At 72.4% G+C, this 19,469-nt stretch carries 18 protein-coding genes, 1 tRNA gene and 1 pseudogene; 9 read left to right on the plus strand and 11 right to left on the minus strand.

Going from position 1 to position 19,469, the window contains the following annotated elements; genetic code table 11:
- Positions 1-142 precede the first annotated feature (142 nt).
- Positions 143-1,444 (plus strand): class I SAM-dependent methyltransferase, encoded by a 1,302-nt coding sequence (locus tag ACF1BE_RS13055; RefSeq protein ID WP_392199071.1) that lies wholly within the window; start codon positions 143-145, stop codon positions 1,442-1,444.
- 54 nt (positions 1,445-1,498) lie between these two features.
- Here the strand turns inward: ACF1BE_RS13055 and ACF1BE_RS13060 are convergent, their stop codons facing one another.
- Positions 1,499-4,027: an ABC transporter permease gene (locus ACF1BE_RS13060; protein WP_392199072.1), complete on the minus strand. Its 2,529-nt coding sequence runs from the start codon at positions 4,025-4,027 to the stop codon at positions 1,499-1,501.
- Entirely contained in the window at positions 4,027-4,827 is an 801-nt protein-coding gene (locus tag ACF1BE_RS13065) for an ABC transporter ATP-binding protein (protein ID WP_392199073.1), read from the minus strand. The genes ACF1BE_RS13060 and ACF1BE_RS13065 overlap by 1 nt, the downstream gene beginning before the upstream one ends.
- A 417-nt stretch (positions 4,828-5,244) precedes the next feature.
- Here ACF1BE_RS13065 and ACF1BE_RS13070 point away from each other — a divergent pair.
- The 3 genes and pseudogenes from ACF1BE_RS13070 to ACF1BE_RS13080 all read left to right on the plus strand — a co-directional run bounded on the left by ACF1BE_RS13070 (position 5,245) and on the right by ACF1BE_RS13080 (position 6,685).
- Positions 5,245-5,328, plus strand: a tRNA-Leu gene (locus ACF1BE_RS13070).
- A gap of 107 nt (positions 5,329-5,435) precedes the next feature.
- A pseudogene (locus ACF1BE_RS13075) lies at positions 5,436-5,558 on the plus strand (4-hydroxybenzoate 3-monooxygenase); the annotation flags it as partial.
- Positions 5,559-5,821: 263 nt separating this feature from the next.
- On the plus strand, positions 5,822-6,685 hold the full coding sequence (locus ACF1BE_RS13080) for a Bax inhibitor-1/YccA family protein (protein WP_392199074.1): 864 nt from the start codon (positions 5,822-5,824) through the stop codon (positions 6,683-6,685).
- A gap of 244 nt (positions 6,686-6,929) precedes the next feature.
- Here the strand turns inward: ACF1BE_RS13080 and ACF1BE_RS13085 are convergent, their stop codons facing one another.
- Entirely contained in the window at positions 6,930-7,160 is a 231-nt protein-coding gene (locus tag ACF1BE_RS13085) for a DUF4287 domain-containing protein (RefSeq protein WP_356817497.1), read from the minus strand.
- Positions 7,161-7,259: 99 nt separating this feature from the next.
- Here ACF1BE_RS13085 and ACF1BE_RS13090 point away from each other — a divergent pair, with 99 nt between their 5' ends.
- On the plus strand, positions 7,260-7,571 hold the full coding sequence (locus ACF1BE_RS13090) for a hypothetical protein (protein ID WP_392199075.1): 312 nt from the start codon (positions 7,260-7,262) through the stop codon (positions 7,569-7,571).
- 7 nt (positions 7,572-7,578) lie between these two features.
- On the opposite strand, the gene ACF1BE_RS13095 is transcribed toward ACF1BE_RS13090, so the two are convergent.
- From ACF1BE_RS13095 to ACF1BE_RS13105, 3 genes are all read right to left on the minus strand, one after another.
- On the minus strand, positions 7,579-8,361 hold the full coding sequence (locus ACF1BE_RS13095; protein WP_392199141.1) for a hypothetical protein: 783 nt from the start codon (positions 8,359-8,361) through the stop codon (positions 7,579-7,581).
- A gap of 293 nt (positions 8,362-8,654) precedes the next feature.
- Entirely contained in the window at positions 8,655-9,872 is a 1,218-nt protein-coding gene (locus ACF1BE_RS13100) for an acetyl-CoA C-acetyltransferase (RefSeq protein ID WP_392199076.1), read from the minus strand.
- 188 nt (positions 9,873-10,060) lie between these two features.
- Complete coding sequence (locus tag ACF1BE_RS13105; protein ID WP_392199077.1) at positions 10,061-11,080, minus strand: SGNH/GDSL hydrolase family protein; 1,020 nt, start codon at positions 11,078-11,080, stop codon at positions 10,061-10,063.
- Positions 11,081-11,241: 161 nt separating this feature from the next.
- Here ACF1BE_RS13105 and ACF1BE_RS13110 point away from each other — a divergent pair, with 161 nt between their 5' ends.
- Positions 11,242-12,633 (plus strand): cystathionine beta-synthase, encoded by a 1,392-nt coding sequence (locus ACF1BE_RS13110; RefSeq protein ID WP_361986836.1) that lies wholly within the window; start codon positions 11,242-11,244, stop codon positions 12,631-12,633.
- A 512-nt stretch (positions 12,634-13,145) separates the two neighbouring features.
- Here the strand turns inward: ACF1BE_RS13110 and ACF1BE_RS13115 are convergent.
- The gene (locus tag ACF1BE_RS13115; protein ID WP_392199078.1) at positions 13,146-13,568 is read right to left on the minus strand and encodes a hypothetical protein; all 423 of its coding nucleotides are present in this window, start codon (positions 13,566-13,568) and stop codon (positions 13,146-13,148) included.
- 177 nt (positions 13,569-13,745) lie between these two features.
- Here ACF1BE_RS13115 and ACF1BE_RS13120 point away from each other — a divergent pair, with 177 nt between their 5' ends.
- Both ACF1BE_RS13120 and ACF1BE_RS13125 read left to right on the plus strand, forming a co-directional pair.
- Positions 13,746-14,588: a MurR/RpiR family transcriptional regulator gene (locus ACF1BE_RS13120; RefSeq protein WP_392199079.1), complete on the plus strand. Its 843-nt coding sequence runs from the start codon at positions 13,746-13,748 to the stop codon at positions 14,586-14,588.
- Between the two features lie 97 nt (positions 14,589-14,685).
- The gene (locus ACF1BE_RS13125; protein ID WP_392199080.1) at positions 14,686-15,270 is read left to right on the plus strand and encodes a hypothetical protein; all 585 of its coding nucleotides are present in this window, start codon (positions 14,686-14,688) and stop codon (positions 15,268-15,270) included.
- A 7-nt stretch (positions 15,271-15,277) separates the two neighbouring features.
- On the opposite strand, the gene ACF1BE_RS13130 is transcribed toward ACF1BE_RS13125, so the two are convergent.
- The 4 genes from ACF1BE_RS13130 to ACF1BE_RS13145 are packed head-to-tail and all read right to left on the minus strand — an operon-like array spanning position 15,278 to position 17,391.
- A complete protein-coding gene (locus ACF1BE_RS13130; protein ID WP_392199081.1) occupies positions 15,278-15,652 on the minus strand; it encodes a hypothetical protein in 375 nt (124 codons plus the stop codon).
- A gap of 20 nt (positions 15,653-15,672) precedes the next feature.
- Positions 15,673-16,179: a roadblock/LC7 domain-containing protein gene (locus ACF1BE_RS13135; protein WP_392199082.1), complete on the minus strand. Its 507-nt coding sequence runs from the start codon at positions 16,177-16,179 to the stop codon at positions 15,673-15,675.
- Between the two features lie 31 nt (positions 16,180-16,210).
- The gene (locus ACF1BE_RS13140; protein ID WP_392199083.1) at positions 16,211-17,011 is read right to left on the minus strand and encodes a transcriptional regulator; all 801 of its coding nucleotides are present in this window, start codon (positions 17,009-17,011) and stop codon (positions 16,211-16,213) included.
- Positions 17,008-17,391: a hypothetical protein gene (locus ACF1BE_RS13145; protein WP_121788415.1), complete on the minus strand. Its 384-nt coding sequence runs from the start codon at positions 17,389-17,391 to the stop codon at positions 17,008-17,010. Before ACF1BE_RS13145 ends, ACF1BE_RS13140 begins: the two co-directional genes overlap by 4 nt.
- A 399-nt stretch (positions 17,392-17,790) precedes the next feature.
- On the opposite strand from ACF1BE_RS13145, the gene hutU reads away from it, so the two are divergent.
- On the plus strand, positions 17,791-19,455 hold the full coding sequence (gene hutU, locus ACF1BE_RS13150; RefSeq protein WP_392199084.1) for a urocanate hydratase: 1,665 nt from the start codon (positions 17,791-17,793) through the stop codon (positions 19,453-19,455).
- The last annotated feature ends 14 nt before the right edge of the window (positions 19,456-19,469 follow it).

The raw sequence follows: 19,469 nt of genomic DNA on the forward strand, positions 1-19,469 counted from the left end.
CCGGTGACGGCTCGGCGCGCACAATCCGCCGGCCCGCGTGTCGGCGAGGGCTTACGAAGGGGAATGACACCGGGGTACGCGATCGTTTCCAGGGACGGATGCAGACGGTACGGGCCGATTTCCCCTCACGGAGGTGTGCGCCATGGCCGACGCCGCGTCGCGGCTGACGAGTCTTGCCGAGCAGATGCTGGGAGCCCCGCTCCCGTTACGGGTACGGGCCTGGGACGGCTCACAGGCCGGGCCGCCGGACGCCCCGGCGCTCGTGGTCCGCAACCGTCGCGCCCTGCGCCGCATGCTGTTCAAACCGGGCGAACTGGGCCTGGCCCGTGCCTGGGTCTCCGGCGACCTGGACATCGAGGGCGACCTGTACACCGCGCTCGACGCGATCTCGGGTCTCGTCTGGGAGCGCGGGGAGGACGCCCGTGGCCTGGTCGAGGCCGTACGCGACCCCGCCGTGCGGGCCGCCGCCCGTGACCTGCTGAGGCTGGCCGGTCCGCCCGTCCCGCCCGCCCCGCCGCGCGAGGAGGTCCGCAGACCACGCCGGGGCCTGCACACCCGGCGCACCGACCGGCGCGCCATCAGCCACCACTACGACGTCGGCAACGACTTCTACGAGCTGGTCCTCGGCCCCTCGATGGTGTACTCCTGCGCGTACTGGGAGGCCGACGCGAGCGGCGCCACCCTGGAGTCCGCCCAGCGCGACAAGCTCGAACTGGTCTCGGTCAAACTCGGGCTGAAGGCGGGTCAGCGGCTGCTGGACGTCGGCTGCGGCTGGGGCTCCATGGCCGTCCACGCGGCCCGCGAACACGGGGTGAGCGTCGTCGGGGTCACCCTGTCGCAGGAGCAGGCGGCGTACGCCCGTAAGCGCGTCGCGGACGAAGGGCTGACCGACCGGGTGGAGATCCGGGTCCAGGACTACCGGGACGTCGTGGACGGGCCCTTCGACGCGATCTCCTCCATCGGCATGGCCGAACACGTCGGCGCCGAACGGTACCTGGAGTACGCACGCCAGCTGTACGCGCTGCTGAGGCCCGGCGGACGGCTGCTCAACCACCAGATCGCCCGCCGGCCGCAGCGGGACGAGTCGACGTACCAGCCGGACGCGTTCATCGACGCCTACGTCTTCCCCGACGGCGAACTCGCCCCCCTCGGCATGACCGTCACCCAGTTGGAACGGGCCGGCTTCGAGGTCCGGGACGTGGAGTCCATCCGCGAGCACTACGCCCGCACCCTGCGCCACTGGGTCGCCAACCTGGAGGCCGGCTGGGACCACGCGGTCGGGCTCACCGGCTTCGGCCGGGCCCGCGTCTGGCAGCTGTACATGGCCGCCTGCGCGCTCGCCTTCGAACACAACCGCATCGGCGTCAACCAGGTCCTGGCCGTCCGCACCCCCGAGTCCGGCGCCTCCGGCCTGCCGCTGCGCACCCGTACCTGGAACACCTGAGACGACGAAAGGCCCCGCTCCGCCACCGCGGGAGCGGGGCCCGTCGCCGTACGGCTACTCGGCCTTGATGGCCGCCAGCATGTTCAGCCGGGCCGCCCGGCGGGCCGGCCACAGCGCCGCCAGCACGCCGACCACCCCCGCCAGCAGCAGGAACACCGCCATCCGCCCCCAGGGCAGGACCAGTTCGTACGTCGGCATCTTCGTGCCCAGCAGCTCGCCCGCCGCCCAGCCGAAGAAGAGGCCCAGCCCGATGCCCAGTACCCCGCCGAACAGGGAGATCACCAGGGACTCCAGGCGGACCATCCGCTTGACCGCCCGGCGGTCCAGGCCGATCGCGCGGAGCATGCCGATCTCCTGCGCCCGCTCGAAGACCGACATGGCCAGCGTGTTGACGACGCCGAGCACGGCGACGATCACCGCCATGGCGAGCAGGCCGTAGACCATGTTCAGCATGAGCGTGAACGTCTTAGCGATCTCATTCGAGATGTCCTGCTTGTCCTGAACCCTGATCGCCGGGTTGGAGCCGAGGACCCTCTCCAGCCGGTCCTTGGCCGCGTCGGACGCGCCGTCCGCGGTCCTGACCATGACCTGCATGTCGGCCGGGTCGGCCAGGTGCGGGGTGAGGACCTTGTCGTCCAGGATGATCCCGCTGAGCAGGTCGTTGCCCTCGTAGACTCCGGCGACCGTCAGCCGCCGCGTCCCGCCGTCCTCGAAGTGCGCGGTGAACCGGGAACCGGCCCGCCAGCCGTGGAGATCGGCCGCGTCCTCGTCCACGACGACCCGCGTGCCGCCCACGGTGAAGGAACCGTCGGTCACCTTCAGGTCGGTCAGCCTGCCGATGGCCGCGCCGTCGACGCCGGTCAGGAACTCCGTGTCGCCGTCGATCCGGGACTCGCCGTTGCGCAGCGGGCTGCTGGCGGTCACCCCGTCGGCCGCGGCAAGCTTGCGCGCCACATCGGGGGAGAGCGGACCGCGGTTGGCCATCGAGACGACGTAGTCCGCGCGGATCGCCGCGCCGGCCATCTTGTCGATCGACCTCTGGAGGCTGCCCGCCATCACCGTCATGCCGGTGATCAGGGTCAGGCCGATCATCAGCGCGGAGGCGGTGGCGGCGGTACGGCGCGGGTTGCGCACCGAGTTCTGGCGGGCCAGCTTGCCCGCCACCCCGAAGACGCGCAGGACCGGGGCGGCGGCCGCGATCAGCGGGCGGGACAGCAGCGGGGTCAGGACGAACACGCCGAGGATCAGCAGGACGGCGCCCACACCCATCGGTCCCTGCGCCGCGTCCGCGTCCATCGACGTCGCCACGAGGACCACCGCGACACCGGCCCCGGCGCACAGCGCGCCCAGCGTGTTGCGCAGCACCAGCGACTTGGTGGTGGCCTTGGCGTGCACGCTGTTCATCGCGGCCACCGGCGGGATCTTCGCGGCCCGGCGGCCGGGCAGCCAGGCGGCCAGCACGGTGACGAGGACGCCGACCGCGAGGGCGGCCACCACCGTGCCGGGGCGGACCACCAGCGGCCCGTCGGGCACGCTCGCACCGAACGAGCCGAGCAGCGCGCGCAGGCCCGCGCCGATGCCGACACCGGCGGCCAGACCGGCCACGCCGGCGACCGCGCCGACCGCGAACGCCTCGGCGAGCACCGAGCGGGTGACCTGGCGGCGGGAGGCGCCGACCGCGCGCATCAGGGCCAGTTCCCGGGTGCGCTGGGCGACCAGCATGGTGAAGGTGTTGGCGATGATGAACGTGCCGACGAACAGGGCGATGCCGGCGAACACCAGCAGCATCTGCCGCAGACCGCTCATCGACTCGGAGATGGCCCGGGCCTGGTCGTCGGCGAGCTGCCGGCCCGTCGTGGTCTCCACCAGGTGGGCGGGCAGGGCCCGGTCCAGCGTGGCCTTGAGCGCCCGCTGGCTCGTGCCGGCCGCGGCCCGCACGTCGATCTCGTCGTACGTGCCCTTCTTGCCGAACAGCGCCTGCGCGGTCGGGGTGTCGAACAGGGCGAGGCTGCCGCCCGCGGCCACGTTGCCGTCGTCGGTGGTGAAGATGCCGCTGACGACCGGGCTGAGGACCGGGCCGTCGACGGACAGGCGCACCCGGTCACCGACCGCGTAGCCGGTCCGCTTCGCGGTCGCGGAGTCGATCAGCACCTCACCCCTGCCGTGCGGCGCCCGGCCGCTCACCAGCGGATAGCGGGGGTCCTCGGTGCCCCAGTAGTTACCGCCGGCGGACTGCCAGTCCCCGCCGACGAGCTTGCCGTCCTTGCCGGCGAGGGCGGTGAAACCGTTGACGACACCGGTGGCGCAGGCGGCCCCGGGGACGTGGGCCGCCTTGTCGAGCAGGGCCCGGGTCAGTTCGGGGGTCCTGCCGACCTTGTCGCCCCTGGAGTCCTGGTAGACGGGCTGTACGGCGACGTCGACCTGGTCGAAGCCCTTGGCGGAACTCCTCTGGTAGGCGTCGGAGACGGTGTCGGTGAAGACCAGCGTCCCGGACACGAACGCCACGCCGAGCAGGACGGCGAGCACGGTCATCAGGAGCCGGGCCTTGTGCGCGAGGACGTTGCGCAGGGCGGTGCGGAACATCAGCGGGTACGGCCCTTCGCGTCGGACTCGGCGGTCCGGGCGCCGCCCCCGGGGAAACTGCGCATGAGGTCGAGCACGCTGTCGGCGGTCGGGTCGTACATCTCGTCGACGATCCGCCCGTCGGCCAGGAAGATCACGCGGTCGGCGTACGCGGCGGCCACCGGGTCGTGGGTCACCATCACCACCGTCTGGCCCAGCTCGCGCACGGAGTTGCGCAGGAAGCCGAGGACCTCGGAGCCGGCGCGCGAGTCCAGGTTGCCGGTCGGCTCGTCCCCGAAGATGATCTCGGGCCGGGAGGCGAGGGCCCGGGCGACGGCCACGCGCTGCTGCTGGCCGCCGGAGAGCTGGGACGGCCGGTGGCTCAGCCGCTCGGACAGCCCCACCATCTGGATGACCCGGTCCAGCCACGCCTTGTCCGGCTTCCGCCCGGCGATGTCCATCGGAAGGGTGATGTTCTCCAGGGCGGTCAGTGTCGGCAGCAGGTTGAACGCCTGGAAGATGAAGCCGATCTTGTCCCGGCGCAGCTTGGTGAGCTGCTTGTCCTTCAGGGAGCCCAGCTCGGTGTCGCCGATGCGCACCGACCCGGAGGAGAAGGTGTCCAGACCGGCCACGCAGTGCATCAGCGTGGACTTGCCGGAGCCGGACGGGCCCATGATCGCGGTGAACTCGGCCTGACGGAAGCCGACGGAGACCTGGTCCAGGGCGACGACACGGGTCTCACCCTGCCCGTAGATCTTCGACAGCTCCGTGGCGCGTGCGGCCACGGCGGTGGTCCGGCCGGCGGTGGGTGTGGTGGTCACGGGGGCGGTGCTCCTGTCGGGACGACATGTGTGCGAGGGGACCTGTCCATCGTCGTGGCGCGGAGCGGGCCTGTAGTCAGTCGCAGTTCCGGTTCCGAAGGGCGACTCGGGGTGGACGGGAGGCCGCCGTGTCATACCTGGGGAGGACGGCCGACCCCGAGAGAGCGGGCCGGCCGTGCCGAACTGCCCCCGCTTGTCGAGAACAGGTGGGCCACCCTCGTTCGGACGGTGAAATTCCGTCATTTCGCGTACAGGCGCACGGACGTCAGGTCAGGCTGTTGGCACGCGCGGACGGCGCATTCCCTGGGCTGATGCACCCTCAGGCGCCAATAAAATAAGACAACATCGGTCCGATACTCCGCTGTCCGGGGGACGGGTGCCGATAGGCTCGGTCAATCGAAGCGGAGCCCATGGCCTGCCCGGATGGTGGAAAGCAGACACGGCGAGCTTAAACCTCGCTGCCCCTTCGCGGGCGTGCCGGTTCAAGTCCGGCTCCGGGCACCTTCCTTCAAGCACGGCCGAGCGACGGGAACGGCCCCCCGGGGCCGTTTTCTCGTATCCGCGCCCATGCGGTGGTGGGACGGAGCGGGCGGGGCTGCGGCACGCCGCGCTCCGGCCGGCGCCGCCACCGCGTCGGCTTCCCCGCTCACCGGGGGCGGTCCGTGACCGTCCACGCGCAGACGGAGATACGCAAGGACCTCGTCGCACTCCGGTTCGAGAAGGGCGGGCCTCCGCCTCCAGCCGGCCCATCTGGAGCGGGTCGCGTCCCCGCGGGCGGCCGAGGCCGACCTCGCCGAGGCGTACACCGGGTTTCCTTTCGATCGGGCGGCGGCTTCGTCAGGGAATGTCATCGTCCGTGGCCGGGAACCGGTCCTGCGCGTAGCGTGTGGGGAAGCACGGCAGGGGAAAGATCCTCCTCAAGTATCATGGTCGATCCTTTGCCAATCCATTACTCTTGAGCCAAGGCTGCGCACGGCAGCCATGGAGGAGTGAAATGAGGAGCAGTAACCCGGTCTTCTCGCGACGGGGGTTCAGCCGCGACAACGGCTACGCCGGCTTCAACACCGCACCGCAGGCCGGGTACGCACAGGGCTCCCCCTACGCACAGGGCAACCCGTACGCGCAGAACCCGTACGCGCAGACCGACGTCCAGCACGGCGCCCCGCCGCAGGCCCCGGTCACCACCGACCGGATGACCATGGACGACGTCGTCGTCCGTTCGGCCCTCACGCTCGGCACGGTCGCCGTCGGCGCCGTCCTCGCCTGGGCGCTGCTGCCGGTCTCCGGCACCAGCTACGGCCTGGCCGTCGGCTCCGCGCTGATCGCGTTCGTCCTGGCCATGGTCCAGAGCTTCAAGCGCACCCCGTCGCCCGCGCTGATCCTCGGGTACGCCGCGTTCGAAGGCGTGTTCCTCGGCGTCATCAGCGAGATGTACAACAGCCGCTGGAGCGGCGCCCCCTTCCAGGCGGTGCTCGGCACCATGGCGGTGTCGGCCGCGACCCTGCTGGTCTACAAGGCCGGCTGGATCCGCGTCACCGCCCGCTACGCCCGCATCGGCATCGCCATCGCGATCGCCTTCATGGTGGTCATGGCGGTCAACCTGCTGCTGGTGGCGTTCGGTGTCGCCGCCGACGGCGGTCTGCGCAGCCTCGGCCCGCTCGGTGCGATCGTCGGCATCATCGCGATCCTGCTCGGCGCGTTCTTCCTGACCCTCGACTTCAAGCAGATCGAGGACGGCATCGCCTACGGCGCCCCGCGCAGCGAGTCCTGGCTCGCCGCGTTCGGCCTCACCATGACCCTGGTGTGGATCTACGTGGAGATGCTGCGCCTGGTGGCGATCTTCAGCAGCAACGACTAGCGGCCCCGACGGTCGTAGGCGAAGGGCCCCGGACATGTTCCGGGGCCCTTCGTCGTCCACTTCGCCGGTGCGGCGGCGCCGGCTAGGGTCTTTCGTTCGGATCAGGCCGGATCAGGGAGCGGGTTCTGGTGCCGTGCATCGCACGGCGGAGGAGGGCGCCATGGCGGAGCCATGGCAACCGACGACAACGCGGCGAGGCGCGGTGCCGGAACCCGCGAGCCCGGCATGATCCGAACGAGAGGGCCTAGAGCAGCTTGCGGGCCGCCCTCCTCAGGTCGTACTCGTGCACGAGCGCCTTCGCGTGGCCGTACGCGAGGTCGTACTCGTGCCGGAGCCAGCTGACCTTCTCCTCGAAGCGGAACAGGGCGGGGCCTTCTTCGACGGTGCGCAGCCAGTCGGAGACCTCGCGGCCGGTGCAGTGGGGAATGCGGGCGAGTATGTTGCGGTGGGTCTCTTCGGACAAGACGTGGGACATCGGCGCCTCCGAAGGCAAAGGGGATGTGAGCCGGTCCTTCCCGTCACCGTGCCCGAGCGTCCGCGTATTGGCAACAGTGCGGCGCGTTACGCTCGGCGGGTGGTTGATACGACGCCCTTGAGCCGAGCAGTGGATCATTTCGCCGACCGCTTGCGGGCCGCTCCGCAGAGCCGGCTGCAACGGGGGGCCGCCGCCGAGGCGCTGGCCGCGGCCCGGGAGCTGTCCCGGCGGGCCCAGCAGCTGGAGGAGCCGGGCGCCGAGACCCGGGAGATGCCGGATGCGGGGATGTTCGCCGCCGCCGACCAGATCCTCGTGGCCGCGCACGACCTGGCGGTCGTGGTGGAGAGCGACGAACAGGTCGCCGAGGCGGTGCGGCTGGTGGAGGAGGCCCGGCAGCGGGCCGGGGTCTGAGCCGGCGTCAGAGGGAGGCGATGACCCGGTCGGCCAGGATGTAGAGCATGTCCTCGCCGCACGCGAACGTCAGGGTGTACGCGCCGGAGATGCCCGAGCCGCCCAGGAGGTACGGGGCCTCGCCCGCTTCCAGGGCCGCCGCCAGACGTTCGGCCGTCTCGCGGTGGCCCGGGGTCATGCACAGCGTGGTGCCGTCGGCGAAGACGTAGACGTCCAGCGTGCCGAGCGGGCCGGGGCGGACGTCGGACAGGGCCACGCGGTCGGCGGCCAGCTGCTCCAGGGCTGTCACCGTGCGCTCGTGGTCGTTGACCGCCGGGGACTGCACGGGGACGAAGTCGGGGTGCGAGGGGTGGCGGCGTCGGGCCGCGGCCAGCTCCGGCGACTCCCCGCCGAACTCGTCGGCGTCCACGGTCGGCTCGGACACCGGCTCCAGCGGCTCCAGTCCGAGGAAGTCGGCCTGCCGGGGCAGGAACAGGTCCATCTCGGGCAGGCCCAGCAGCGAGGGGGCGTCGGAGACGTCACGGGTCTCCTGTGCCGCCCAGAAGGCGCGTGCCTCGGCCAGCTCCCGCTCCCGCTCCTCGGCGAGCGCCTCGGCCACCGCCGCGCGTATCTGGTCGGCGTCCGCGCTGGTGCGGGCGTTCGGCAGCAGGGCGCGCGCGCCGGCCGCCTGGTTCCCGGCCAGCTGCCGCTGGAGCTCCGTGAGCTGGCGGCGCAGCTTCAGCACGGTGCGCAGGACGGCGACGCCCACGGCGCCCGTGGCGGCCGTGGTGAGCAGCAGGGCGATCGGCATTGCGCTCACTGACGTACTCCCGGTTCAGACTCGTCCCCCCGACTTCCTACATCAGCTTGAAGGGCGGACTATCGAGCTGTCAGTGCGTAACGTCACGAAAGGGACAGAAACTTGGCTGGGTGGCGCGGGTGTGCAGTCTGCTGACCCGCTCTGACCTGCGGTGATTGTTCCGGTGAGCGAGATAGGTCACATCATGGGGGAGATTGGATCACGGAAAGGCCCAGAACCTAGGTGTCTCCTCGGTTCCGGGCCCCTGTGCGACGGGACGTGCTCGTCCCGCTACGGACGGTGTGTCAGCTGAGGCGCTCGATGACCATCGCCATGCCCTGGCCGCCGCCGACGCACATCGTCTCCAGGCCGAACTGCTTGTCGTGCCACTGGAGGGAGTTGATCAGCGTGCCGGTGATGCGGGCGCCGGTCATGCCGAACGGGTGGCCGACGGCGATGGCGCCGCCGTTGACGTTCAGCTTGTCGAGGTCGATGCCGAGGTCCTGGTAGGAGGGGATCACCTGGGCGGCGAAGGCCTCGTTGATCTCGACGAGGTCGATGTCGTCGATGGTGAGACCGGCGCGGCGCAGCGCCTGCCGGCTCGCCTCGACGGGACCGAGGCCCATGATCTCGGGGGACAGGCCGGAGACACCGGTGGACACGATCCGGGCGAGCGGGGTCAGGCCCAGCTCGCGCGCCTTGGTGTCGGACATGATGACGAGCGCGGCGGCGCCGTCGTTGAGCGGGCAGCAGTTGGCGGCGGTGACCAGGCCGTCGGGACGGAACACCGGCTTGAGGCCCGACACGCCCTCCAGGGTGACGCCCGCGCGCGGACCGTCGTCCTTGCTGACGACCGTGCCGTCGGGGAGGGTCACCGGGGTGATCTCGCGCTCCCAGAAGCCGTTCTTGACGGCTTCCTCGGCGAGGTTCTGCGAGCGGACGCCGAACTCGTCCATCTCCTGGCGGCTGATGCCCTTGGAGCGGGCCAGGTTTTCGGCGGTCTGGCCCATCGCGATGTACGGGTCGGGCAGCAGGCCGTCCTCGCGCGGGTCGTGCCAGGTGCTGCCCTCCTGCTGGGCGACCTCGGCGGTACGGGCCTCGGCCTCGGCGAACAGCGGGTTGTGGGTGCCCGGCATGTCGGAGCTGCCGTGGACGTAGCGGGAGACCGTCTCGACACCGGCCGAGATGAAGACGTCGCCCTCGCCGGCCTTGATGGCGTGCAGCGCCATGCGGGAGGTCTGGAGGGAGGAGGAGCAGTAGCGGGTGACCGTACAGCCCGGCAGGTGGTCCATGCCCATCTGCACGGCGACGACGCGGCCGAGGTTGTGGCCCTGTTCACCGCCGGGGAGGCCGCAGCCGAGCATCAGGTCGTCGATGTCCTCGGGGTTCAGCTCGGGGACCTTGGCGAGGGCCGCCTGGATGATCGTGGCGGTCAGGTCGTCGGGGCGCAGGTCCTTCAGGGAGCCCTTGTTCGCGCGGCCGATGGGGGAGCGGGCGGTCGAGACGATGACGGCTTCGGGCATCACGGCTCCAGTTGGACTGGGATCGGGCAGGGCCGGTTGGGAAGTTACCCGTCCGTATGGCCCAGGTCACCGTTGTTGCGGTGTGACACTGACCGCAATTGTCTAAGCGCTTGCTTGGCGAGGTCGGCCCGCCCGCCGCGACGGGCCTGACCGGTGTACGCCCGCCCGGCACGGCGGGCGTACACCGGTCAGGCCGAGGGCCGGGCCGGTTCGGCTTCCGGCACCCGGCGCCGCCGCCTCCGCTTGAGCAGCGCCCACGGGCCCCGGGGCCCCGTCGGCATCGCCGCCGTGACCTCCGTACCGGCCTCCGACGCGGCCTCGGCCGCCGCCCGGGCGACGGGCAGGAACCCCTCGCGCCGCGACGCGTCCGGCCGTTCCTCGTCCGCCGGCCACAGGCCCAGCGCCGCGCACACCGTCGGCAGCACCGCCATGGCGGCCGTCGCGTACCCCTCCGCCGACGGGTGGTAGTTGTCCGGCCCGAACAGCTCCCGCGGGTTCGCCTCGAACTCCGGGCCGAGCAGGTCGCCCAGCGACACCGTGCGTCCGCCCTGCTCCACCGCCCCGATGGTCTGCGCCGCCGCGAGCTGCCGGGACGCCCGCCGGGCCAGCCAGCGCAGCGGCTGCTGCACGGGCTCGATCGTGCCGAGGTCGGGACAGGTGCCGACCACGACCTCGGCGCCGGCCGTGCGCAGCCGTCGTACCGCCGCCGACAGGTGCCGTACCGAGCGGGTCGGCGGCATCCGGTGGGTCACGTCGTTCGCCCCGATCATGATCACGCAGACGTCCGGGACCGGGAACGCGGACGAGAGCACCAGAGCCACCTGGCGGTCGAGGTCGTCGGACCGGGCCCCGGGCAGCGCCACGTTCCGCAGCTCCACCGGGCGTTCCGCCACCGCCGCCAGGCCGGACGCCAGCAGCGCCCCCGGGGTCTGGCCCGACCGGTGCACGCCCTGCCCCGCGGCCGTGGAGTCGCCGAGCATGGTCAGACGGAGATGAGGTTCACCGGGGATGTCGTACCCGTGGCCGTACACCCCGTCGGCCGTCGGCACCCGGCCGCTGCTGCCGTTGCCCACGTGGCGCCGGGCGAGCCGCAGCTCCGTCAGCACCAGGCCGACGACCGCGGCGCCGACCAGCCCGACCCCGCCCCCGCCGTACGCCGCTCCGGCCGCGATGCGCCGGGCCACTCTCGCCCTGGACATGCTCGTCATGCGTCGCCGCCACCTCCTCGTAGCCGTACACCCACTCCTTGCCCCGTACGGACCGTCCGCCAATCTCGACGGGGAGTGAACGACCGCCCCGGTTCTCCCCGGGGCCTTAGGCTGGCGGCACCACTTACGACCACATTTTGCGCAAGCAACCGGAGACAACGGTGCGATTCCACGACTCGATGATCAGCCTCGTCGGCAACACCCCGCTGCTGAGGCTCAACAGCGTCACCAAGGGCATCCAGGCGACCGTCCTGGCCAAGGTGGAGTACTTCAACCCGGGCGGCTCCGTGAAGGACCGCATCGCCCTGCGCATGATCGAAGCCGCCGAGCAGAGCGGGGAACTGAAGCCGGGTGGCACGATCGTCGAGCCGACCAGTGGGAACACCGGCGTCGGGCTGGCCATCGTCGCGCAGCAGAAGGGGTACAAGTGCATCTTCGTGTGCCCCGACAAGGTGAGCACCGACAAGATCAACGTGTTGCGCGCGTACGGCGCCGAGGTCGTGGTGTGCCCGACCGCCGTGGCTCCGGAGCACCCGGACTCGTACTACAACGTCTCCGACCGGCTCGTCCGTGAGACGCCGGGCGCGTGGAAGCCCGACCAGTACTCCAACCCCAACAACCCGCTCTCGCACTATCACTCGACCGGCCCCGAGCTGTGGGAGCAGACCGAGGGGAAGATCACCCACTTCGTCGCGGGCGTCGGCACCGGCGGCACCATCTCCGGCACCGGGCGGTACCTGAAGGAGGCCAGCCAGGGCGCGGTCAAGGTGATCGGCGCCGACCCCGAGGGCTCCGTGTACTCCGGCGGCTCCGGGCGGCCGTACCTCGTCGAGGGCGTCGGTGAGGACTTCTGGCCGACCGCCTACGACCGCACCGTCGCGGACGAGATCGTCGCCGTCTCCGACAAGGACTCCTTCCAGATGACCCGCCGGCTGGCCAAGGAGGAGGGTCTGCTGGTGGGCGGCTCCTGCGGCATGGCCGTCGTCGCCGCGCTGGAGGTCGCCGAGCGGCTCGGCCCGGACGACGTCGTGGTCGTCCTGCTGCCGGACAGCGGCCGTGGCTACCTCAGCAAGATCTTCAACGACGAGTGGATGGCCGACTACGGCTTCCTGGAGGACGAGGGCCCGAGCGCCCGCGTCGCCGACGTCCTCAGTGACAAGGCGGGCGGCACCATCCCGTCCCTGGTGCACATGCACCCGGAGGAGACCGTCGGCCAGGCCATCGAGGTGCTGCGCGAGTACGGCGTCTCGCAGATGCCGGTCGTCAAGCCGGGCGCCGGGCACCCGGACGTCATGGCCGCCGAGGTCGTCGGCTCGGTCGTGGAACGGGAGCTGCTGGACGCCCTGTTCAGCCAGCGCGCGTCGCTGGAGGACCCGCTGGAGAAGCACATGTCGGCGCCGCTGCCCCAGGTCGGCTCCGGCGAGCCGGTCGGCGACCTGATGTCGGTGCTCGGCGCGGCGGACGCGGCGATCGTCCTCGTCGAGGGCAAGCCGACCGGTGTGATCAGCCGGCAGGACCTCCTGGCCTTCCTGGCCAAGGGCGGCGGCAAGTAGCGGACCGCGGCGCCCGGCCCGGGGGCGCCGCGAGCGCCGGGGGACGGGGTTCGCGGAAGTGGTACGCGCGTGTCATGTGCGCGCAGCACCCGCTTAACACGGGCCCGGCACAGTGGTCGGTGTCGGCAGGGGCGGTGGGAGCACCTCCCGGGCTTCGCGCCCGGGGAGATGGCTTCCCGCCCAGGCCGGCGCCGAACGGCGCCTTGGACCTCCGGAGCGGCTCCCGGACCTCCCTGGACGCCACGGACGCGGGTGACCGGCCTGACCCGGCCCGCGTCCAGCGCGGGGACCGCCGTCGTCCCGCCCCCCGGAAACGGGGGTGCGGCGGTCCCCGCGAAAGTCTTCCGCGGGGTCGCCCCGCTGCCGGGCACCGCGAGTCCCCCGGCCGTCTCCGGTCCGCGCACGGCTGCCGGGTCCGTGGACGCGGGTCGCCGGCATGGCCCCCGGGTCCGACGCGCGGGTCACCGGCATCGGCCGGGCCGGTCGGTCGTCCCCGGCATCGGCCGGGTCGGTCAGTCGTCCTCGGTGGACCCGTTACGGGCGGGGAAGAGCCCGGGGTTCAGCCGGACCGCCTGCACCGCGTTGACGCCGACGATGCCGAGCCAGGTGACGACCATTCCCGACAGCCCTGCGAAGGCGGCGGCGATCGCGGACAGCGGAATCGCCAGGACCAGCGTGATCAGGGCGAAGCCGTAGCGCTCGGCCCAGGAGTCGGCCGGTTTCGGCCGCCGGGTGCCGCGTGCCGCCGCCATGTCCTGCTCGGCCAGCCGGCGCCGCACCCGGCGGTCCACCACGTCGTCGATCCGCTGTTCGACCTTCTCCAGGAAGGAGTCGACCAGCACGGAGTCGTAGTCGTCGCCCAGTTCCCTGCGGGCCTGCACGGCGGCGTCGAGGTCCCTCCCGAGGTCGGTGCCTCGCGGGTCGAGTGTGCTCATGCGGGCCAGCCTAGGGAGCGGCCGGCCGTGGCGCACTGGGGCTGGCCCCCGTTCCGGCCCCGCGGGATGTATAACGGTATGCAGTGACACGCTCTCTGAATAAACAACCGGTGTGTGTCCGGGCCCCGGCGCTGTACTCTCCCGGGGCGTCGAGGACTCGCAGAGGGGGAGTACGTCATGAGTGCGACCGACAGCCCGGCCAACCGGTTGCAGGCCCTCTTCGAGGGCCACCGGCTCACGCCGACCCAGCGCCGCATCGCGCACAGCATGGTGCGCCGGGCCGCCGACGTGCCCTTCCTGTCCAGCGTGGAGCTGGCCGACCTGGCCGGGGTCAGCCAGCCGTCGGTGACCCGGTTCGCGGTCGCCCTCGGCTTCGACGGCTACCCGGCCCTGCGCAGGCACCTGCGCGAGGTCGTGCCGGCCGAGCCGGCCACCGGGGCCGGCGCCTACAACGAGTACCAGCAGGCCGTCGAGGCCGAGATCGAGAACCTCAGGCACCTCGCCGAGCTGCTCGCCGACCCGCGCCCGGTGCAGAAGGCCGGGCGGATCCTCGCCGCCTCCCGCCCGCTGCCGGTGCTCGGACTGCGCGCCGCCGCCTCCCAGGCGTACGGCTTCGCCTACTTCGCCGCCAAGGTCCACCCCGACGTCCGGCTGCTCCACGAGGGCGGCACCATGATCCACGACCGCATCGACGCCGCCGTCCGCGCGGGTGCCACCGCCCTGCTGTGCTTCGCGCTGCCCCGGCATCCCCGCGAGGTCGTGGACACCCTCGCCTACGCCAGGGACGCGGGCCTGACCGTCGTCACGGTCGCCGACTCCGCGTTCGCGCCCGTCGCGAAGTACTCCGACCTGCTGCTGCCCGCCGCCGTCGGCACCGGGCTGGCCTTCGACACCGCGTGCGCGCCGATGCTGCTCGGCCGGGTGCTGCTGGAGGCGGTCTGCGACGACCTGCCGGACGCCCAGGCCCGCCTGGAGGAGTTCGACGCGGGCGCGGCCGCACGCGGGCTGTTCGTGGAGTGAGAATCCCGCGCGACCTCTCTCAGACTCGTCTCACGTTCTGCTATTAGCTTCCCTGGGGAACACAGGCGCTCACTGCAACGTGACACGGGAGGCTGACGTGGCGCGCGGAGGACAGGGACTGGCCCGGGTGGCCGTCGTCGTACGGGCGGGGGCCGCTCCGCTCTGGTGGACCGGTGTGGTCGCCGCGGGGATCGGTGCCGTGCCGCAGGGACTGACCGGACGCCGGATCGGCGTCCTCGCCGGGGCGGCGCTCTTCCTGCTCGGCGCGGCCGGCGTGGTGCTCGCCCGCCGGGGCCGGTACGCCGACCTCGCCCGCGGCGCGGCCCGCGCCGGCAAGTACGACGTCCTGCAGGACCGGGCGGTGACCGTGCGCAACTGGCGCCGGGGCCACCGCTGGTGGCTGCTGCTGGGGGGCGCCTCCGCCCTCGGGTCCGCCTTCGCCGTGCCCGTGGCCGGCGGCCTGCTGCTGGCCGGGCTGGGCACCGGGCTGTGGCTGAAGGCCGCGTGGCTCGGCCGGCTGGAGCGAGCCGCGCAGACGCTGCTGTGGGTGCGCGTCGACTGGCTCGGCCGGTACGGCGGACGCCCGGCGGGCAAGGCCGTCAGGGGCCTGCGCGGTACGGGCGTCGCGGCCGGCGACGCGGCCCCGGGCGGGGCCCGCCGCCGTACCGCGGCACTCGTGTGAGCCGCCGTCAGACCTCCAGCTCCTCCTCGATCCGCCTCAGCTGGTGCCGGGCCATCGCCAGGTTGGCCCGGCTGGAGTCGAGGACCAGGTAGAGGAACAGGCCGTTGCCGCCGCGGCTGTTGAGCAGGCGGATCAGGTGGTACTGGTCCGACAGGGTGATGAGGATGTCCTCGATGCCGCCCTTGAGGCCCAGCATCTCCATCGTGCGCATCTTGGCGCGGATCACGTCGGTGTTGCCGGCGGCGGCCACGTTCAGGTCGAAGGTCTTGCTGCCGCCCATCGTGCCCAGCGCCATCCCGCTGGTGTAGTCGACGAGCGCGACGCCGGTGGCACCCTCGATGGAGGTCAGCGCCTCTTTCAGCGCGGTCTCGGTGTTGGCCATGGTGGGTCCTCTCGGATCGTTCAGCTGTCGGTTGCGGTGCGCGCTTCGGCGCTCGTGGTGCGGGGGGTCGGGCGGGCGCGGGCCGGGAGCGCGGAGCTGACGGCGCCCGGCGGCCTCCGGGCCGGGCGGGCGGCCCGGGCCGCTGCCTCGGCGGCGTCGAGCAGTTCCCCGACGCGCGCTCCGGCCCGGCGGCCCTCCAGGTGCAGCCGGCCGACGTTGACCCGGTCCTGGGCGAGCAGGGTCAGTACGGCGGTACGGCCGGCCGCGTAGGTGGCGACGTAGCCGCGCTCGCCGCGCACCAGCAGCTCGCGGAAGCCGCCGTGCCCGGTGGTGTCGGTGACGCGTACGGCGACGCCGAGCGCGGCGGCGGTGAGCGCGGACAATCCCTCCGGGTCGACCCCGGGGGTGTCGTGGGCGATGACGAGACCGTCGGCACCGGCCGCCAGGGCGCCGGTGAGCTGGGGCACCCGGGTGCGCAGCCGGCGCAGCTCCTCCAGGACGGCCTGGAGGTCCTCCTCGGACGCCATCAGCTTGCTCCTCTCGGCGGGGCGGTGCCGTTCAAAGTGCCTCCAGCGCATCCCTGAGCCTCTTCAGCAGCGCGATGTCGGGGTCGGTGACCGGCGGTGGGGGTGGCGGAGCGGGCCGCGCGCTCCCGGCTGTCGCCGGGGCGACGTGGCCGGCCGCCGCGAGCCGGCGTACGTCGACGAGCGTGTGGAAGGCCTGCCGCCCCAGGTTCCGGGCGATCTCGACGGCCGAGCGGACGCCGTCCACGCGGTCCAGGACCCCCCGCTGCCGGGGCGTGAGCGGCGTGGCCGCAGCCGGGTCCGCGCGGATCAGCGGGGCGCCGTCGACGGCCGGGTCGGGCCACAGCCGGTGCAGCAGCAGGCGGCGCCGCAGCGTCTCGCGTTCCAGCGCGACGACCGGGACCGAGGGCAGCGGGCCGGGCCGGGGCGTGCTGTCGTAGCGGAACCGGCCCGGGGTGCTGCTCGGCGCCAGCGCGAAGTACCCGGCGTCGTACAACGCGTCCAGGTGGCACAGCTCCAGCGCGCCCGCGGGCAGCAGCCCGGAGTCCAGCAGGAGTCCGGCGGCCTGCGGGGGGCCCGCGGTGCGGGCCGCGGCCCACTGCCAGGCGGTGGCCGCGAGGGTGCCGTGGGCGGTGAGGAGCACGTCGAGACCGGGGGCGAGGGGGCTCTCGGCGTGCACCACCCGGCCCTCGGCGAGGTACAGCATGCCGTACTCGCGGAGCAGGACGCCGGTGGCCCGCTCCTCGGCCAGCCGGGACAGCATCGGCGACAGCGCGCGCGGGCCCGTCCTGTCCCGCACCGGCAGGGGCGGGGTGGGTATCCGGACCATGGTCATCCCAGCACCAGCCGGGCGGCCATCTCGCCGAGCCGGATCCGGGCGAGCGCGAGGTTGCCCTCCTCGCGGCCGAGCCACAGGTGCAGGAACACGCTGCTGTCGAAGGAGGTGTCCAGGAACCGCAGCAGGTGGTAGCTGTCACCGTTGCTGATGATCACGTCCTCCACGGGGAGCAGGTCGTCCCCGCGCGCCGCGAAGGTGCCGTGTTCGGTGGCCATCCGGGCCAGTTCGGCGGCCTCGGCGGCGGTCGTCTCGTGGTCGCCGCCGGGCGCCTCCCCGACGGTTCCGAGGGCCAGTCCGCTGGTCCAGTCCACCAGCGCGGCTCCCCGGGCACCCGGTAACCGCATCGCTTCCAGCAGGCACTCGTCGATTCCGGGCACCGTGGCTCCCCTCCCGCCTGGGACTCCGGCTGAGTGACAGAGACACTACGCAACGTGTGTGCGGGAGGTGATGCGTTTGGCATTTTCCGCTGGAACATGCTTGCGGCGCACTAGTGTGGGTCGACTGACCTCTGTGACGCAGGAGTTGATCACCGTCGGCGGGGGGTCTGTCAACGGCGCGCGGGCGCTCAGGGGTGGTGAGAGCGGGCGCGTGCGCCCCCTCCAGGCCCCCGCGCCACTCCTGTGCCACCCCGGGACATCCCTGCGCCGCCCCGAAGGCGCCTCCATCCGGCAGGGCCGGCCGTCCGGTGCGCGCGGACCCGGCCGCCCCGATGTATTGACTAGCTCTATTCAGAGGGACAGGATGTGAATAGACGTAGGCACCGGAGGAGGCAGACGATGTCGGGACCCCGCCCCGTACGAGCACCGCGCGGCACGGAACTCAGCGCGCTGGGATGGCAGCAGGAAGCCGCCCTGCGCATGCTCCAGAACAACCTCGACCCCGAGGTCGCCGAGCACCCCGACAAGCTCGTCGTCTACGGCGGCACCGGCAAGGCCGCCCGTGACTGGCGCTCCTTCGACGCCATGGTGCGCACGCTCCGGACCCTCAAGCAGGACGAGACCATGCTGGTCCAGTCCGGCCGCCCGGTCGGTGTGATGCAGACCCACGAGTGGGCCCCGCGCGTCCTCATCGCCAACTCCAACCTCGTCGGCGACTGGGCCAACTGGGAGGAGTTCCGCCGCCTGGAGGCCCTCGGCCTGACCATGTACGGCCAGATGACCGCCGGCTCCTGGATCTACATCGGCACCCAGGGCATCCTCCAGGGCACCTACGAGACCTTCGCCGCCGTCGCCGCGAAGAAGTTCGGCGGCACCCTCGCCGGGACGATCACCCTCACGGCCGGCCTCGGCGGCATGGGCGGCGCCCAGCCCCTCGCCGTGACCATGAACGACGGTGTCGCCCTCTGCATCGACTGCGACCCGCGCGCCATCGAGCGCCGCATCGAGCACCGTTACCTCGACGTCGCGGCCGACAGCCTGGACCACGCCCTCCAGCTGGCCGTCGAGGCCCGCGACGCCCGCCGCCCGCTGTCCATCGGCGTCCTCGGCAACGCGGCCGAACTGGTTCCGCAGCTGCTCGCCATGAACGCGCCCATCGACATCGTCACCGACCAGACCTCCGCGCACGACCCGCTGGCCTACCTCCCCACCGGCATCGCCTTCGAGGACATGGCCGACGCCGCCGCCAAGGACCCGGCGGGCTTCACCACCCGCGCCCGCGAGTCCATGGCACGCCACGTCGAGGCCATGGTCGGCTTCATGGACGCCGGCGCCGAGGTCTTCGACTACGGCAACTCCATCCGCGGCGAGGCCCGGCTCGCCGGCTACGACCGCGCCTTCGCGTTCCCCGGCTTCGTCCCCGCCTACATCCGCCCCCTCTTCTGCGAGGGCAAGGGCCCCTTCCGCTGGGCCGCCCTGTCCGGCGACCCCGCCGACATCGCCAAGACCGACAGGGCGCTCCTGGAGCTGTTCCCCGAGAACGAGTCCCTGGCCCGCTGGATCAAGATGGCCGGCGAGCGCGTCCACTTCCAGGGCCTGCCCGCCCGTATCTGCTGGCTCGGCTACGGCGAGCGCGACAAGGCCGGCGAGCGCTTCAACGACATGGTGGCGAGCGGCGAACTGGCCGCCCCGCTGGCCATCGGCCGCGACCACCTGGACTGCGGCTCCGTCGCCTCCCCGTACCGCGAGACCGAGGCCATGCTCGACGGGTCCGACGCGATCGCCGACTGGCCGCTGCTGAACGCCATGGTCAACGTCGCCTCGGGCGCCTCCTGGGTGTCCCTCCACCACGGCGGCGGTGTCGGCATGGGACGGTCCATCCACGCCGGCCAGGTCACCGTGGCCGACGGCACGAAGCTGGGCGGCGAGAAGATCCGGCGCGTCCTCACCAACGACCCGGGCATGGGCGTCATCCGGCACGTGGACGCCGGGTACGACAGCGCCGAGTCGGTGGCCGCCGAGCGCGGGGTCCGGGTGCCGATGCGCGAGGGTGACGAGGCGTGACCCAGCGTTCTGCC

Origin of the sequence: Streptomyces sp. NPDC014991 (genome assembly GCF_043080665.1) — a bacterium.
Taxonomy (GTDB): domain Bacteria; phylum Actinomycetota; class Actinomycetes; order Streptomycetales; family Streptomycetaceae; genus Streptomyces.

Coding starts and splice junctions, on each gene's coding strand:
- ACF1BE_RS13115 (WP_392199078.1), bottom strand. CDS start 13,568: ATGAGCACACTCGACCCGCGAGGCACCGACCTCGGGAGGGACCTCGAC.
- ACF1BE_RS13140 (WP_392199083.1), bottom strand. CDS start 17,011: ATGACCATGGTCCGGATACCCACCCCGCCCCTGCCGGTGCGGGACAGG.
- ACF1BE_RS13095 (WP_392199141.1), bottom strand. CDS start 8,361: ATGCCGATCGCCCTGCTGCTCACCACGGCCGCCACGGGCGCCGTGGGC.
- ACF1BE_RS13085 (WP_356817497.1), bottom strand. CDS start 7,160: ATGTCCCACGTCTTGTCCGAAGAGACCCACCGCAACATACTCGCCCGC.
- ACF1BE_RS13105 (WP_392199077.1), bottom strand. CDS start 11,080: ATGACGAGCATGTCCAGGGCGAGAGTGGCCCGGCGCATCGCGGCCGGA.
- hutU (WP_392199084.1), top strand. CDS start 17,791: ATGTCGGGACCCCGCCCCGTACGAGCACCGCGCGGCACGGAACTCAGC.
- ACF1BE_RS13100 (WP_392199076.1), bottom strand. CDS start 9,872: ATGCCCGAAGCCGTCATCGTCTCGACCGCCCGCTCCCCCATCGGCCGC.
- ACF1BE_RS13060 (WP_392199072.1), bottom strand. CDS start 4,027: ATGTTCCGCACCGCCCTGCGCAACGTCCTCGCGCACAAGGCCCGGCTC.
- ACF1BE_RS13130 (WP_392199081.1), bottom strand. CDS start 15,652: ATGGCCAACACCGAGACCGCGCTGAAAGAGGCGCTGACCTCCATCGAG.
- ACF1BE_RS13135 (WP_392199082.1), bottom strand. CDS start 16,179: ATGGCGTCCGAGGAGGACCTCCAGGCCGTCCTGGAGGAGCTGCGCCGG.
- ACF1BE_RS13080 (WP_392199074.1), top strand. CDS start 5,822: ATGAGGAGCAGTAACCCGGTCTTCTCGCGACGGGGGTTCAGCCGCGAC.
- ACF1BE_RS13120 (WP_392199079.1), top strand. CDS start 13,746: ATGAGTGCGACCGACAGCCCGGCCAACCGGTTGCAGGCCCTCTTCGAG.
- ACF1BE_RS13055 (WP_392199071.1), top strand. CDS start 143: ATGGCCGACGCCGCGTCGCGGCTGACGAGTCTTGCCGAGCAGATGCTG.